This is a genomic window from Pseudomonas sp. SG20056, assembly GCF_031764535.1.
Lineage (GTDB): Bacteria > Pseudomonadota > Gammaproteobacteria > Pseudomonadales > Pseudomonadaceae > Aquipseudomonas.
This window is the reverse complement of the sequence record NZ_CP134499.1, coordinates 3,888,826-3,903,899: the sequence shown is the minus strand read 5'-3', so window position 1 is coordinate 3,903,899 and position 15,074 is coordinate 3,888,826. Positions and strand designations below refer to the sequence as shown.

At 57.8% G+C, this 15,074-nt stretch carries 13 protein-coding genes; 11 read left to right on the top strand and 2 right to left on the bottom strand.

Features of this window, described 5'->3' with window-relative positions:
* Positions 1-4 precede the first annotated feature (4 nt).
* From RHP75_RS18520 to RHP75_RS18500, 5 genes are all read left to right on the top strand, one after another.
* Positions 5-1,267: a capsule biosynthesis protein gene (locus RHP75_RS18520; RefSeq protein ID WP_311089479.1), complete on the top strand. Its 1,263-nt coding sequence runs from the start codon at positions 5-7 to the stop codon at positions 1,265-1,267.
* A gap of 36 nt (positions 1,268-1,303) precedes the next feature.
* The gene (locus RHP75_RS18515) at positions 1,304-2,035 is read left to right on the top strand and encodes a glycosyltransferase family 25 protein (RefSeq protein WP_311089478.1); all 732 of its coding nucleotides are present in this window, start codon (positions 1,304-1,306) and stop codon (positions 2,033-2,035) included.
* Between the two features lie 10 nt (positions 2,036-2,045).
* Entirely contained in the window at positions 2,046-3,239 is a 1,194-nt protein-coding gene (locus tag RHP75_RS18510; protein ID WP_311089477.1) for an O-antigen ligase family protein, read from the top strand.
* Between the two features lie 74 nt (positions 3,240-3,313).
* Positions 3,314-4,438 (top strand): capsular biosynthesis protein, encoded by a 1,125-nt coding sequence (locus tag RHP75_RS18505; RefSeq protein WP_311089476.1) that lies wholly within the window; start codon positions 3,314-3,316, stop codon positions 4,436-4,438.
* 31 nt (positions 4,439-4,469) lie between these two features.
* Positions 4,470-5,288 carry a lipopolysaccharide core biosynthesis protein gene (locus RHP75_RS18500; protein WP_311089475.1) on the top strand — a complete coding sequence of 273 codons (819 nt, stop codon included), beginning with the start codon at positions 4,470-4,472 and terminating at the stop codon, positions 5,286-5,288.
* On the opposite strand, the gene RHP75_RS18495 is transcribed toward RHP75_RS18500, so the two are convergent.
* Positions 5,258-5,872: a toluene tolerance protein gene (locus RHP75_RS18495; RefSeq protein ID WP_311089473.1), complete on the bottom strand. Its 615-nt coding sequence runs from the start codon at positions 5,870-5,872 to the stop codon at positions 5,258-5,260. The genes RHP75_RS18500 and RHP75_RS18495 overlap by 31 nt on opposite strands.
* Positions 5,873-5,906: 34 nt before the next feature.
* Between RHP75_RS18495 and msbA the strand changes: the two genes are divergently transcribed.
* The 6 genes from msbA (at position 5,907) to RHP75_RS18465 (ending at position 14,130) form a co-directional block, all read left to right on the top strand.
* Positions 5,907-7,730 (top strand): lipid A export permease/ATP-binding protein MsbA, encoded by a 1,824-nt coding sequence (gene msbA, locus RHP75_RS18490; protein WP_311089472.1) that lies wholly within the window; start codon positions 5,907-5,909, stop codon positions 7,728-7,730.
* Complete coding sequence (locus tag RHP75_RS18485; protein ID WP_311089470.1) at positions 7,730-8,626, top strand: GNAT family N-acetyltransferase; 897 nt, start codon at positions 7,730-7,732, stop codon at positions 8,624-8,626. Before msbA ends, RHP75_RS18485 begins: the two co-directional genes overlap by 1 nt.
* A gap of 2 nt (positions 8,627-8,628) precedes the next feature.
* Positions 8,629-10,029 (top strand): PIG-L family deacetylase, encoded by a 1,401-nt coding sequence (locus RHP75_RS18480; RefSeq protein ID WP_311089469.1) that lies wholly within the window; start codon positions 8,629-8,631, stop codon positions 10,027-10,029.
* A gap of 64 nt (positions 10,030-10,093) precedes the next feature.
* Positions 10,094-11,515 (top strand): bifunctional D-glycero-beta-D-manno-heptose-7-phosphate kinase/D-glycero-beta-D-manno-heptose 1-phosphate adenylyltransferase HldE, encoded by a 1,422-nt coding sequence (gene hldE, locus RHP75_RS18475; protein ID WP_311089468.1) that lies wholly within the window; start codon positions 10,094-10,096, stop codon positions 11,513-11,515.
* Positions 11,516-11,625: 110 nt separating this feature from the next.
* Positions 11,626-12,909 (top strand): acyl-CoA dehydrogenase family protein, encoded by a 1,284-nt coding sequence (locus RHP75_RS18470; protein WP_311089467.1) that lies wholly within the window; start codon positions 11,626-11,628, stop codon positions 12,907-12,909.
* Between the two features lie 12 nt (positions 12,910-12,921).
* Complete coding sequence (locus RHP75_RS18465; RefSeq protein WP_311089466.1) at positions 12,922-14,130, top strand: acyl-CoA dehydrogenase family protein; 1,209 nt, start codon at positions 12,922-12,924, stop codon at positions 14,128-14,130.
* A gap of 58 nt (positions 14,131-14,188) precedes the next feature.
* Here RHP75_RS18465 and RHP75_RS18460 read toward each other — a convergent pair whose 3' ends face one another.
* The gene (locus RHP75_RS18460; RefSeq protein ID WP_311089465.1) at positions 14,189-15,073 is read right to left on the bottom strand and encodes a metal ABC transporter ATPase; all 885 of its coding nucleotides are present in this window, start codon (positions 15,071-15,073) and stop codon (positions 14,189-14,191) included.
* Between the last annotated feature and the right edge of the window lies 1 nt (position 15,074).

Here is a 15,074-nt window from a genome sequence, read left to right as displayed (position 1 = left end):
TGCCATGACCCATGATGTTGCTGCCAACCCCTGGCTGGAAAAGGCCCGAGCCCTAGATCGCTATCGCTGGCTGTTGCTGCGTGAGCGCCACGGAGTGTTTGCCAGTGCTTTGCGTTTCGCACGTGAAGCTCTCAGCGACTGGTGGTTTGGTATCCGTGCCAAACGACACCTGGCGGCCACTGTTGTCGCCGAGCCTTGTGATTTCCTGCTGCTGCAATCGGCTCCCAAAGTCATCGCCTTTCAGCGCAAGAAGCTATTGATCGAAGAGTTGCGCAGGCGTGGCCATCATCTGGTCGAGACCGCGCTGCTGGAGCCGAAACAGATACTGCAGCAGCGGTTGTTAAAGGTGCCGCCTTTTACGGTGCCGACCCGCTATTTCGGTTTGGCGGCCTATGCCGAATGGCTGGTCGAGTGCCACCAGCCGCGCATCCTGCTCAATGACCGCAATGGCAGCCTATATGCGCCATTTCTGCGCCTGTCGCTAAACGTCCGTCAACGTCTGTTGGTGCATCTGGCTCATGCCTCGACCGTGGAGAGTTCGCGGCGTTTGGGCATGAACGATTACGACTATTACTTTCTGTTTGGGCGGAGTTCGCTGGAAGCGCTGCAGGCGCGGACATTGCGTTTTGGTAGTTCGCAGGCGGTACTGGCGGGCTCGCATATGATCGACAGCTCTTACGACCTGCCGCCGTCTGAGCCGTCCCGGCGTACTGTGCTGGTTCTCGGCGTTGGTCCGGACAAGGAGAAGGAAATCGGATACCAGCGCACCTATGCGCTTATCCGTGACTGGGCGGCGCAAAACGCTGACTATCAGGTGCTGATCAAGGCTCATCCGCGCAGTAAGGCGCTGTTCTGGCAAGAGGCAGCTGCCACTCTAGGTAACGTACAGGTGCTGCCCTCCCACTGCACGCTGGCCGAGGCACTAGGGCGAGCTTCACTGGTGATCAATATCATGTCCAATGCGGTGATTGAGGCCGCTCTGGCAAAAAAGCCGCTGATCTATGTAAATGCCAGCGGCGAGCCAGACATTTTTTCTCAGGACAGTTTTTTTGGCGCGCGAGTCGAACGTGCAGATCAATTGCAGCAGCGTATCTTAGGTATCACTGATGATTACGAGCGCAGTCAACAGCAGTCAGCCCTCTTTGCCGACTATCACCTTGCTCAGGGGATTTGGGGGCTTCAGCGCACCTGTACCTTGCTCGACGGTTTGCTGCGTAACGACTGTATCGAGAGCCTGTCTCTGACGCAGAGTCTGGTTGCTGAATAACTACTAGAAGCAGGTTGCTGCTGTTTGAGTGATGCTATGACCGGATTGTGTTTTGAACATGCATTTGTCATCAATCTTGATCACCGCACTGATCGCTGGGCGAGGATGACCGAAAATTTGGCGCAGGTAGGTATCGCTGCAGAGCGTTTCTCCGCCATCAGTGTTCGGGACTTCGCTGATGATCAGCCAACGATGGCGCTCAAGGGGTTTCTCCAGCGTGTTGATGGCCCTAGTCCGTCTGCAGAGCACAAACTGCAGACGACTTGGGCGTGTATGCGCAGTCATCTGGCCATTATTCGTATGGCGCGTGATGCAGGCTGGTCGTCGGTACTGATTCTTGAAGACGACTGCGAGTTTGAGCCCTATACCCCCGTCGTGCTGAGCCGGGCGTGCAAGCAATTGCTGGGGCGCGATTGGGGGATGCTGTATCTCGGCGGTACCTTGAAGAAGGGCGGCAAGAAAACGGATATTTCTGAGAATATTCGGGAAGTCAGCCGTGTTCGGCTGGCCCATGCTTATGTGGTTAATGCCAGTATCTATGAGCGGATTCTTCATGAGGCACCGGAGGCGGGTTTGCCGCTTGACTGGTATTACTCGGAAATCCTACAGGACTCTGTTAACACCCTCATGATAAGGCCGACGCTGGCGTATCAACGCCTATTTGATATGAGTGATATTGAACAGGTCGAGCGCAAGCCTAAGTACAAAACACGCCAAGCGTTACGGCGCTGGTGGGCAAGAATGCGTTACGGCCGCTCGTCGTATTAATGGAGCCGTTATGACTCACTCATTGCCATTTCCTTGGCTGTCAACAGCCTTGACTCGATGGCTTGCTTTTGGCTTTGCATGGTTATTGCTGGGGATGTTCTTGCTGCCAACTAGCAAGCTCTATCAGCAGGGATTGATCCTATTCTTCTGGTTGCCGGGGTTGTTAGCGGTTTTTACTATTCCGGTTGTGCGACGGTCTTGGGACAGGTTGCTGCTGCTTATATTGGCCCTATCAGTGTTATGGGCTGGATTATCGATAAGTTGGGGGGGGGAGGTAGGCAAGCTTAAGGAGATGTTCTATGTCTGCCTTGCGCTTAACGCAATAGTCGCTTTGGCAGGGCTTAACCCGCGCCTATTTTGGCAAGTCCTTTTGGGTAGTGCAGTGCTGGGGGCTGTATTGGCGTGGTGGTCGCTCTTCTATTTTTATGCGTGGCAGGGGCAGCCACTAGATATGCGCATTGTGGCCACCGGCCTACTCAATCACACCATTCTTGCATCCCATGTAATGGGGGTTATGGGGCTTGCTCTGTTATTTATGCGTGGCTGGTTACCTCGGCGCTATCAGGGGTTGGTATGGTTGTTGGCGTGCTTGGGTTACCTCTCTTTTCTACTGATGTCGCGCAGCAAAGGCCCTGCACTTGCGTTATTGGTGTGTTTGGTGCTTTCAGGTCTCTGGTCGGGTTCTCGAAAGGCATGGTTAATCGGTGGTTTCGCGATATTTGCCGCATGCCTAGGCGCTTGGTTGTTGCCCGAGCAGTTGCTCCGTGGGGGTTTGTCCTATCGTCCTCAGCTGCTGGAGCAGGCTTGGGGGTTGTGGTTAGCAAATCCTTGGCTGGGGCTAGGGGTAGGCGCTGAGTATCAGCTGCTGGTAGCTGAGTTGGGCAGGAATTTTGACCATACGCACAATCTCTATGTGCATATGGCTCTGCAGCTGGGCGTGGTTGGGGTGTTTTTCTGGGTTGCTTTGCAGGGAGCCGTTGTGTGGCGAGCGTGGTCAATGCGCGCCAGTGTTCCGGGTCAAACACTTTGTGCCATCTGCTGTTTTTCAGCTGTTGCATTGCTCACGGATGGTATCGGGCCTTGGGTTAAACCTCGAGAGGAGTGGTTTACAGTTTGGTTGCCAGTATTCCTAGCCTTTGCTCTTTTTATACCGAGGCAGTCAAGGCTAGAACCTGATCGTCATGATGCTCTTGATACTGGCTGATTTGATATTGCTGATTGTGTGTGCATCAGAAGGCTCTGGTGTGATTTATCTCCATGCGGGGCGACAGTATTAGTATGGGTAAAGTTTTATTCTTCTCTCTGGCTAAACATCAGACCCGATACTTTGGCCGTTTACTCGCAGAAACATCGCTACAAGGGCTTTTGGTTGAGTCTGGACGGTTACCTTTCCCTGCGTTGTCTTGTATTTCTCAGGTTGTCAAAAAAGTTGACTGGATCAAGATTGTTGCAGAAAAGTGTCAGGAGCGAAAAGTTAAGAGAAAGTATCATGGGATGCTTTACCGCCTGTTGTTACGTGCCGAGTTATTTTTCATGGGGCTGCGAATTCAAGCTTTGCTTAATCGTGAAAACCCAGATTTAGTAGCCGTGTGGAATGGGGCCGCGCGTCATTGTCAATTGCTGCTGGCGTTGCTAAAGCCGGGCAGTAAGGCTGTTTTTTTTGAAAATGGATTACTGCCTAATACCACGACTTTTGATCCTCGCGGTGTTAATTACAATAATTCAATGCCGCGCACAGCTGCTTTTTATCGTGCTTATGCTGAGCAGCAAGCTGTTGTTTCAGCCGTGCCAGTTAAGCTGGTGCCGCGTAAACCTAGAATAGTTGGCCTTGAATCTATAAGTCTGCCAGAGCGTTTCGTGTTTATTCCGTTCCAGGATGACCGGGATACACAGGTGCGGTTGTTCTCTCCATGGGTAGGCAGCATGTCGGCGTTGTTTACTTTGGGTGAGCGGCTGGCTGACGAATTTGATTTTACTGTGGTGTTCAAGGAGCACCCTTCGAGCCGCGAGAGCTATCCAGAATTACATCAGCGTTGTCATGAGCGCTTGCTGTTCGCTAATGGGAATAGCACGCAGGAGTTGATTGAACGCAGTCTGTTCGTGGTCACTTTGAACTCAACCGTAGGGGTCGAGAGCCTGCTGCTGGGTAAGTCTGTCCTGACTTTGGGCAATGCTTTCTTCAATATTGAAGGTCTGGTGGCGCATGCTGACTCATTAAGTGAGTTACTTCGCCTTGCGGGGGAGTATCCGAACTGGGAGCTTGATGAAGAGCTTAGATGTAGTTTTTTGCATTATTTGCAGCACCAGTACTGTGTCTCAGGGCATTGGCAGGAAGCCTCTGTTGAGCACTTGCAAGATGTTGCGCGGCGTATGCAGCAAGTATTGTTGGCTGCGGCGATCTAAGTAAATTGTTGTACGGCGAGGGTTTTAGGTAATGCTCGAAAATGGGCGTGTGGTGAATACGCTGGCTTTTGAAAGACTGCGTGGAAAATATTCTGGAGCGTTATTTATTGTTGCCTCTGGCCCTTCCGTGAGCGAGTTTCCTCTGCTGCGGTATTCGCAGTATTCCATGATGTCCATGAATGGTTCGATCTGCCGCTTTGCCGAAGCCGGTGTGAGGCCGCTGTTCTATATTTGTGACGACAGCAGCTTTGTGCGTAATCGCTTGCCATTCCTGCAGCAGGGAATTGCCTCGGCGCAAAACGTAGCCTTTAGTCCGCGGGTGATTGAGACTCTACTGGCCCAAGTGCCAGATGCTCTTGTTGGGCGATCAGTTTATTGTTTTGAGCGTGCCAATCGCCCTGTCGACGGGCGTAAGCCTATGAGCGATAGGCAGTTTTCCTGGGCTGCCCGCAAGGATGCCGATTTCGAGTGTCATTTTTCGCTGTTCCGCCAGAAGCCCAATCGCATTGGTTTCAGTCGTAACATCGATAAAGGTTACTTCAGTAGTCGCACAATCCCCTACACCGGGATTCAGTTGGCCTATCACTTGGGGTTCCAGCAAGTCTTCGTAGTTGGGATGGACCTGGATTCGAGTAAAGGTCGTTTCTACGAGCAGGGTGAGGATGCTGTCGGTAGTCGTTTGGATGGCGATTACGAGGACTACATCCTGCCCTGTTTTGAGTTGATGGCTAAGCGTGTGGTTAACCCAGCTTTTCAGGTCTACAACCTGTCGTTAGAAAGCCGTTTGCCAGGTAGTGTGCTACCCAAGCTGACTCTAGATCAGTTGGATGACTTGCTAGCGGCTTTGTAGGCAGCCACCAGTTCCTCCCACGGGAAGTTCTCCACCTTTCGCCGCTGCAGGTAGTTGCGCAGGTGCTGGAAGTTGCGGCGAATCAGCATGCGTCCCAGTGGTCGGTTTTTGAAACGAATGTCAAGAAAGTCGATCAGGCCGAAGTCATTATCCGGAGTCCGCAGAATGTTGCCCAAATGCAGCGAGCGGAAGTAGATGCCGCGCTGATGCAGGCGGTAGATATAGGCTGCCAGTTGCGGTAACAGCAAATTGAACTGTGCCCTACTGTCGAGAAATATACGATCCAGCGGCTGGCCGACGAGTGGCTCGTAGAGGCAGGCGCTAACAAGTTTGCTGCGGTCGATCCAGCATGTTTCGCAAATGATTGGCGTCTGGATACCCAAGGTCTGCAAGCGCTTGGCGCGATCATCGAAACGGACTGCTTCGGGGCGTAGGCGCGCGAGTAGAGGCAGGCGGCGGCTGCGGAATATTTTCAGCAACTGGCCGCTGCTCAGTCGAACTACCTTGGGACCATGACTGTCTTTTTCCAGCACCTCACCGTGGCTCAGCCAATCTTGGAATTCTTTCGCTGTTACAATCCGCATCTAATTTCTCTAGTCGTCGTACGAGGCGTGCCGAATGGCCAATTCTAACCAGCAATCGAGCATCAAGGTTTATTTGCGATTGCTGAAATACGTGGTCCCCTACTCGGGCCTGTTTGCCATCAGTATCTTGGGCTTTTTGATTTTTGCATCCACCCAGCCGATGTTTGGCTACATCCTCAAATATTTTGTGGATGGCCTAGCCAACCCGGACGCCAGCTTTTTCGCGACTATTCCCTACCTCAAGGACATCTCGTTCTTTGTCGATCTAAAGCTCATGCATGTTGTGCCGCTTCTGATCGTGTTGATTGCGCTCTGGCAGGGCATTGGTTCCTTTCTGGGTAACTACTTTCTGGCCAGAGTTTCCCTGGGGTTGGTGCATGACCTACGGGTGTCACTGTTTAACAATCTGCTGGTGTTGCCTAATCGCTATTTTGATACCCACAACTCGGGCCACCTGATTTCACGGATCAGTTTTAACGTCACCATGGTTACGGGGGCTGCTACCGATGCGATCAAGGTGGTGGTGCGCGAGGGCATGACAGTGATTTTCCTGTTCGCCTCGTTGTTGTGGATGAACTGGAAGTTGACCTTGGTGATGTTGGCAATTTTGCCGCTGATCGGTCTGATGGTCACCAGTGCCAGTCGTAAATTCCGTAAGCAGAGCAAGAAGATCCAGGTGGCTATGGGGGATGTGACCCACGTTGCATCCGAGACGATTCAGGGCTATCGGGTTGTTCGTAGTTTCGGCGGTGAGTCTTACGAGCAGACCCGGTTTCTCAGCGCAAGTAACAGTAACCGAGAGAAACAGCTACGCATGACCAAGACCGGCGCGGTGTATACGCCAATGTTGCAGTTGGTGATTTATAGCGCCATGGCCGTGCTGATGTTCCTTGTGCTGCTGATGCGTGGCGATGCTTCGCCAGGTGACCTAGTGGCCTATATCACCCTGGCGGGCTTGCTACCTAAGCCGATTCGTCAGCTGTCCGAAGTCAGCGCCACGGTGCAGAAGGGACTGGCTGGTGCCGAAAGCATTTTCGAGCAGCTGGATGAGGATCAGGAGGTTGATCACGGTACCGAAGAACGCGCACGGGTCAGCGGGCGCCTTGAGGTGCGTGATCTGAGCTTCCAATATCCCGGGGCCGAAAAACCAGTACTCAATAACATTTCCTTTGTTGCGGATCCTGGCCAAATGGTCGCTTTGGTGGGCCGTTCGGGCAGTGGCAAGTCCACTCTGGCCAGTCTGATCCCGCGTTTCTATCATCACGAACATGGCCAGATCCTGCTCGACGGTCTGGATGTCGAGCAATACAGTCTGCGTAACCTGCGTCAGCACATTGCGCTGGTGACACAGCACGTCACCCTGTTTAACGATACTGTGACCAATAATATTGCCTACGGCGATCTGGCTGGCGCGCCGTTTGATGATGTGCGTAAAGCCTCTGAAGCGGCCTACGCGGCTGAGTTTATTGAGAAACTTCCGGAAGGTTACGCAACCCTGGTTGGTGAGAATGGTGTGCTGCTTTCCGGCGGTCAGCGGCAGCGCTTGGCGATTGCCCGCGCATTGTTGAAGAACGCGCCGCTACTGATTCTCGATGAGGCCACATCCGCGCTGGATACTGAGTCGGAGCGGCATATCCAGGGCGCGCTGGATGAGGTGATGAAGGGGCGTACGACACTGGTTATCGCCCACCGGCTAAGCACAATCGAGAAGGCTGATCTGATTCTGGTAATGGACCAGGGGCAGATTGTCGAGCGCGGTACTCACAGCGAGTTGCTGGCGCTGAACGGTTACTACGCACGCTTGCATGCGCGCGACTTCGTCGAGGTTGATGATCTGGTCGCGGAGCCTGATGCCTGATGCTCAGTCATTTACGCGCTTGGCGTGAGCGTGGCTGGGCACCGATTGATGAGGCTGCTTATGCCGAGGCCTGGCAACGTTTTGGCGGTAGCGTGGCCAGTCATCCTCAGGTGGTCGAGCGTCTGGCCGCTCTGGCCGGTATTCCTGTTCGCTATCTCGGCTGGTTTGCCAGTGGCGATCTGCAGGCGGCGATTCCGACGTGGGGACGGCACTTGGCACTGTCCAAGGATGTGCTCAAGCAGAAGGGTAAACGCGGTCTGTTCGACCTTGGCAATGCCGAGTTGATTCTGCCTGCGGCGCCCTTGGCCAGCGTCTCGTTGCGCCATCGCGGTCGTTATATTTCCATCCTCAATGCTGGAGCGATCAGCACCCTGCGTGAGCAACCCGAGGGGCTGGCACTTGCCCGCGAGCCTGAGGAGTACAGCAAGAAGTTTCGCTACAACCAGCGCCGCGAGCAGCGTTTGTTGGAAGAGGCGGGCGGAGTGATTCGGCCGATGCTGGAGCTTTCCGCTACCGAGCAGGCGGTAATTTATGCCGATCTGTTTCAGCGCCGCTGGGGTTTTGAAGCCACCGGTAAGGCGCATCTAGCAGAAGTGTTCAGCCTGATGCGCGACTTTATGACCGGCTCGCTGATCTACCTGAACGACCAGCCGGTGGCGATTCAAGTGCTGTATCGCGTCGAAGCGCCGCAGTGGGTGAGTCTGGAATACATCAATGGCGGGGTTGATCCGCAAAACCGCGAGTTCAGCCCTGGCAGCGTGCTGAGTTTTATCAATACGCAGACCGCCTGGAGTGAAGCTCGCGCGCTGGGCAAGCCGTTGCGCTATTCCTTCGGCCGGGCTGACCGCGAATACAAAGACCGCTGGTGCACCCGCGTCGCGGTTTATCAGGTTTGATCATGTCGGCTCGTAAACAGATCCTGCTCAAGCGCCATCGCCGGCAAAAGCGCATCGCGTTGCTGTTGGCCCTTGCTGGGTTGGCGCTCGTCGGCGTACTGGTCGCCTGGTGGTGGGTGCCGGTCCTCCTATTGCTCGGCTGGGTCGCCCATGAGGCTTGGTTTGCCGACCACCTGTTCTATTCGCCCAGCGATGACTACAGCTACGCCTTTGCCGAGCCGACCCGTACCGTTAATGGTCGCATTGATGCCGGTTACTTGAGGCAGGAAGGGGACGTGGAGGCGGCAGATACCCTGATTCTGCAGGTGCACATAAAAGCCAGTTGGCTGGGGCGTTGGTTCGATCCTTATGTGCTGATGGGCAACGACCGTCAGGATTTTGAGCGGGGCGTGAACGGACGGCGCTACCTGAACCTATCCGGGCAGGGCGAACTACTGACGCAGGGCAAGTTGTCGCTGCGTGGCCGGTTTTGCCGCCTGGATCCGCATGTCACGCTCCATGCGCAGCGCAACCCGGATTACGCCGAGCAGCGCTTGATGATTGTCGCGCCGCACGCTGACGACGCCGAGCTGGCCGCCTTTGGCCTGTACAGCCGGGCGCGTGAGGTCAGCATCCTGACCCTCACGCAGGGCGAAATTGAAGCTGAGTCCTACCAAAATCTGGGGCTGGAGCAAGCGGCTGCCGCTCAGCTCAAGGGCCGTTTGCGCGCCTGGGACAGCCTGGCGGTACCGCTGTGGGGCGGTGTGCCGCAAAGCCAGTGCCTGCAGCTTGGCTACTACTGCCTGCAGTTGCCGGCGATGCAGGCGCAGCCTGAGCAGGCGTTCGGTTCGCGGGAGTCCGGTGAAACGGATATCCGCAGCGTTCGCATGAACAATGCCCTGCTGTTGCCCGGTGATGCCGAGGGCGTGCCCTGCTGGCGCAATCTGTTGGCGGATCTGGTGGCTGCGCTGGAGCACTACCAACCCGAGGTCGTCGTTACCCCGCACCCGCAGTTGGATCCGCACAGCGACCACGTTGCCAGTACCCAGGCGCTGCTAGAGGCGATTGAGCTGAGCAGTTGGAAGCCGAAAACCCTGTTGCTGTATGCCAACCACCTGCATGACAACGACCGCTGGCCCATGGGGCCGGCCGGGTTTGGCATTGCCCTGCCGCCAGCCATCGAGGCGTTGCCAGCGGATGGGCTGTGGAGCCCAAGCCTGGATGCCGCGCAGCAGCTGGATAAGGCCATGGCCTTGGCCATGCAGCACGATTTGCAAGGCCCGTTGCCGCTTAAACGGCGTATCCGCCGCTGGATTCAGCGTGTGCTGGTCGGGCGGCGCTGGCCCGCTACCGGTGAAGACGAGTTCTTCCGCAAGGCGGTGCGCCGCCATGAACTGTTCTGGGTGCGCACGCTCGGCGGTTAGCCAGCGCAGTGGCCTGCCAATGTTATGATCCCCGGCAATCTGTTCTGCCGTTTCTGGAGTGTTTATGAAAGTGTCCATGCCGCGTTTCGACCAGGCCGCCGTTCTGGTGGTGGGCGATGTCATGCTCGATCGTTATTGGCATGGCGGCACTTCGCGGATTTCGCCGGAAGCGCCGGTGCCCGTGGTCAAGGTCGAGCAGATCGAAGACCGCCCGGGCGGCGCGGCTAACGTCGCGCTGAACATCGCCGCCCTCGGCGCACCGGCCACCTTGATCGGCGTGACCGGTGAGGATGAAGCCGCCGCAAGCCTGCGCAACAGCCTACAGGCGGTTGGCGTAAAGACCTTCTTCCAGACGATCAAAGACCAGCCGACCATCGTCAAACTGCGCGTGATGAGCCGTCATCAGCAGCTCTTGCGCATGGACTTCGAAGAACCGTTCCGCACCGACAGCGCGGCCCTAGCCGCCAGCGTTGAAGCGCAACTGGACGGCATCAAAGTGCTGATTCTCTCGGATTACGGCAAAGGCGCGCTGCAGAACCATCAGGCATTGGTGCAACTGGCGCGCAGCAAAGGCATTGCCGTGCTGGCCGATCCCAAAGGTAAAGATTTCTCCATCTACCGGGGCGCCAGCCTGATCACGCCGAATCTGCACGAGTTCGAAACCATCGTCGGCCATTGCCGTGATGAGGCCGAACTGGTGGCCAAGGGCGCGGCACTGATGGCAGAACTGGAACTGGGCGCATTGCTGGTGACCCGTGGTGAGCATGGCATGACCTTGTTGCGCCCAGAGCACCCGGCACTGCACCTGCCGGCGCGTGCCCGTGAAGTGTTCGATGTGACTGGTGCTGGCGATACGGTGATTTCTACCCTGGCCGCCAGTCTGGCAGCGGGCGAGGAACTGCCGAATGCGGTGGCGCTGGCCAATCTGGCTGCCGGTATTGTGGTCGGTAAGCTAGGTACTGCCGCGATCAGTGCCCCGGAATTGCGCCGCGCAATCCAGCGTGATGCCGGCTCCGAGCGCGGTGTGCTGAGCCTGGATCAACTGCTGCTGGCCATCGAAGACGCTCGCGCCCATGGCGAGAAGATTGTCTTCACCAATGGCTGCTTCGACATCCTGCATGCCGGGCATGTCACCTATCTGGAACAGGCCCGCGCGCAAGGCGATCGTCTGGTGCTGGCGGTCAATGACGACGCCTCGGTCAGTCGCCTGAAAGGGCCGGGTCGGCCGATCAACGCCGTGGATCGCCGCATGGCCGTGTTGGCCGGTCTTGGCGCGGTGGATTGGGTGGTGAGCTTCACTGAGGACACCCCGGAAAACCTGCTGCGCACGGTCAAGCCGGATGTGCTGGTCAAGGGCGGTGATTATGGCATCGAGGGCGTGGTGGGTGGCGATATCGTCCGCGCCTACGGTGGCGAAGTGCGCGTGCTGGGGTTGGTGGAAAATAGTTCCACCACCGCCATCGTCGAGAAGATCCGCAGCAAGTAACCCATCACACTGACTGGCTGCTTTGCCAGTCAAGCGCGTCGGCGCGGTCATAGGCGCTTGCCCTGACCGCGCGCATGATCCGTGGCATCCCCCGTATGGAGTGAGATGCCATGAGTTCCGACGTACAGGGCCGTGCCCTGGCAGTGCTGAATCGAGTCGCCCAGGCTGACTGGCCGGACCGTTTGAAGCTGCGCAAACCCTTCGAAAAACTGATCTACACCGGCAGCCGTGCGAGCTTTCGCGCCGCTGCGCAGCGTGCGGGCAAAGTCGCCAAGTTGCCGCGCCCGGCTGACCCGGATGCCTTGTTCGATCTGTCCCTGTCTGATGAGCAGCAGATGCTGGTGGAGATGCTCGAAGCCTTCGCCAGTGAAGTGCTGCGCCCACTCGCTCACGATGCCGATGAACAGGCGGCGCTGCCGGCGGCGTTGCTCAACCAGGCACATGAGCTGGGGCTGACCCACTATGCGGTCAGCGAGGCGCAGGGCGGCATGGCCGGCGAGCGCACTACCCTGAGTAATGTGCTGATTGCCGAAGCGTTGGGCAAGGGCGATTTATCCTTGGCGGCTGCATTGCTGGTGCCGTTGTCGGCGGCCAACTGCATCCGCCGATGGGGCAATGCTGCGCAGCAGGCGCGTTGGCTGCCAGCCTTTGTCGCTGAGGAGCCTGCGCCGGTGATGGCCATTGCGGTCAATGAGCCGACGCCGTTGTTTGATCCGCACAAGTTGGCGACTCGGGCACGTAAGCGCGGTAAGCATTACGTCCTTAGCGGTGAGAAGAGCTTGGTGTTGCGCGGTATGGATGCCAGCCAGCTGATCATCGCGGCGCAGGCGGCGGACGGTCCGGCGCTGTTTATCGTCGAGGCGGGCGCCAAAGGTCTGCAGCGCAGCCCGCAACCGGCCATGGGCCTGAAGGCCGGCAGTACGGCGCGCGTGCGGCTCAATGGGGTCAAGGTGCCGGTTGAGGCGCGACTGGCCGCTGAGCATTTCAACTACCAGAGTTTTCTCGATTACGCCGGGTTGGCGTGGTGCGCCCTGGCCGTGGGCACAGCGCAGGCGGCGCTGGATTATGTGGTGCCATATTGCAACGAGCGCGTAGCCTTCGGCGAACCGATCAGCCATCGCCAGGGTGTGGCCTTTATGGTCGCCGATATGGCCGTGGAACTCGACGCTATGCGCCTGATGGTCTGGCGAGCGTGCTCGCGCGCGGAGCAGGGTTTGCCGTTCCAGCGCGAAGCCTATCTGGCGCGCCTGCTGTGCAGCGAAAAGGCCATGAAGATCGGTACCGACGCCGTGCAGTTGCTCGGTGGCCACGGCTTTACCAAAGAACATCCAGCCGAGCGCTGGTACCGCGATCTGCGTGCGCTGGCGATTATGGCCGGCGGTCTCCAGCTCTAAGGGCGCCTCAACATGAACCTGGAAACTCCAAAGAAATTCCGTGGCCTGGTTAATCAGGCCCATCAGGTGGCGGAAAACTATTTCCGGCCGATTTCACGCAAATACGACAAGGCCGAGCATGCCTATCCCAAGGAGCTGGACCTGCTCGCGGCCCTGCTCGATGGCATGAACGCCGGCTCGCCGGACGCCATTGGCGCCACCTCGGCGAGCAAGCGCGGTGCGGCCCGCGAGCAGCAGGAAGGCATCAAGAATGGCGGCAATCTGTCGGCCCTGCTCGGGGTGATGGAGCTGTGCTGGGGCGATGTCGGCCTGCTGCTGGCCATGCCGCGTCAGGGGCTGGGTAATGCGGCGATTGCTGCAGTGGCCAATGATGAACAACTAGCGCGCTTCGGCGGCACCTGGGCGGCCATGGCGATTACCGAGCCGGGCTGCGGGTCGGACTCGGCGGCGATCCGCACCACGGCGATCAGGGATGGCGATCACTACGTGCTCAACGGCGAGAAGATCTACGTCACCTCTGGCGAGCGTGCCGACGCCGTGGTGGTGTGGGCCACCCTGGACAAGAGCCTCGGCCGTGCAGCGATCAAGTCCTTCGTGGTGGAGCACGGCACGCCGGGGATGACCGTGACGCGGCTGGAAAAGAAGCTCGGCATCAAGGCGTCGGACACCGCCGCGATCAGCTTCAGCGATTGTCGGGTGCCGGCCGCCAACCTGCTCGGCAACCCGGAAATCGACGTGCAGAAGGGCTTTGCCGGGGTGATGGAAACCTTCGACAACACCCGTCCGCTGGTCGCCGGGATGGCAGTGGGGGTGGCCAAGGCCTCGCTGGATCGTACCCGCGAGCTGCTGAAAAAAGTCTGCAAGCTGGATTACCGTACGCCGTTGCTCAGCGTCAGCCATGCCGAGGCGACCCTCTACCGCCTGGAGGCCGAATGGGAGGCCGCGCGCCTGCTGACCTTGAAAGCCGCCTGGATGGCCGACAACAAACTGCCCAACTCCAAGGAGGCCTCCATCGCCAAAGCCAAGGCTGGGCGCGTGGCCAACGAGGTGACGCTGAAATGTGTCGAACTGGCCGGTGCGTTGGGTTACGGCGAAGATGAGCTGCTGGAAAAATGGGCGCGCGACTCGAAGATTCTCGACATCTTTGAAGGCACCCAGCAGATCCAGTTGCTGATTGTGGCGCGGCGGTTGCTGGGCAAGAGCTCCAGCGAATTGAAGTAGTTGTTCATGCGGGCTGGGTGAATCCAGCCCGCTTACCTGAAATCCCTTTTTGCCCTGCTTAGGTGGGGCTTTTTTGTGTCTGCACCAGCCAATCTTTCCAGCGAATGCGCTCATCGCGTACCAGCCAGCCGTCCTGAGGCGCAAAGCTTTCGGCCAGCCACAGACCGCGAGTGCTGGCGGGTGAGAGCTGACCCTGCTTTAGGGTCAGCAGCTCGACGGTCGGCCGGCCCTGGTCCAGCGGAATCAGAAACAGATCGGGCCTCGCGCGGTTGAGGCGGGCGATCAGTTGGCCATCTTCCAGGTGTTCATCGACATGCAGCAGGCTGAGTTGACGTGTTTCCTTGGGCAAATCCAGGCGCAGGTCGTAGACCAGCTGCAGCGAGGCGGTTGGCAGGTGCACGTAGGCGCGCGGGCGTTCGAGTAGCTTGAGGTTGCCGCATTGCACTGGGCGCGCCGCTCCGGACAGCGGGCTGAGGCTGAAGTGGGCGGTTTCCCGGTAGCGCAGGCTGCTCTGGTAGGGCGTGGGCAGCCAGGTGTCGCCAAAGCGTCCGCTTAGCCAGCCTTCCGGGGTTTCCAGCAGGCACTCTTCGGCCACTTCCTGAATCGCGGTGAGCAGCGGTAGGTTGAGCTCATGGGCCGGCACGTAGCCGGAAATCAGTTTGAGCACCACATCGCCACGATCCGCGCGACGCTGGCGCACCAGTACCCAGTATTCGCGGCCCTGCCAGCTGAGGGTCAGGCGCACCGAAACGCCCAGGTTGGCCAGTTCCACGGCAAAGCGTTGGCTGTCGGCCACAACCACAGGTTTGCGCTTTTCCAGCATCTGGCTGAAGTTCAACGGCATGCCAAGCCCCTGGTAGCTCAGGCCTTCCGGGCTGGCTTCGACAAACAGTTGCAGGGTCTTGAAGCTGCTGGGGTCTTTGCTAATCAGGGTGCGCGGCATG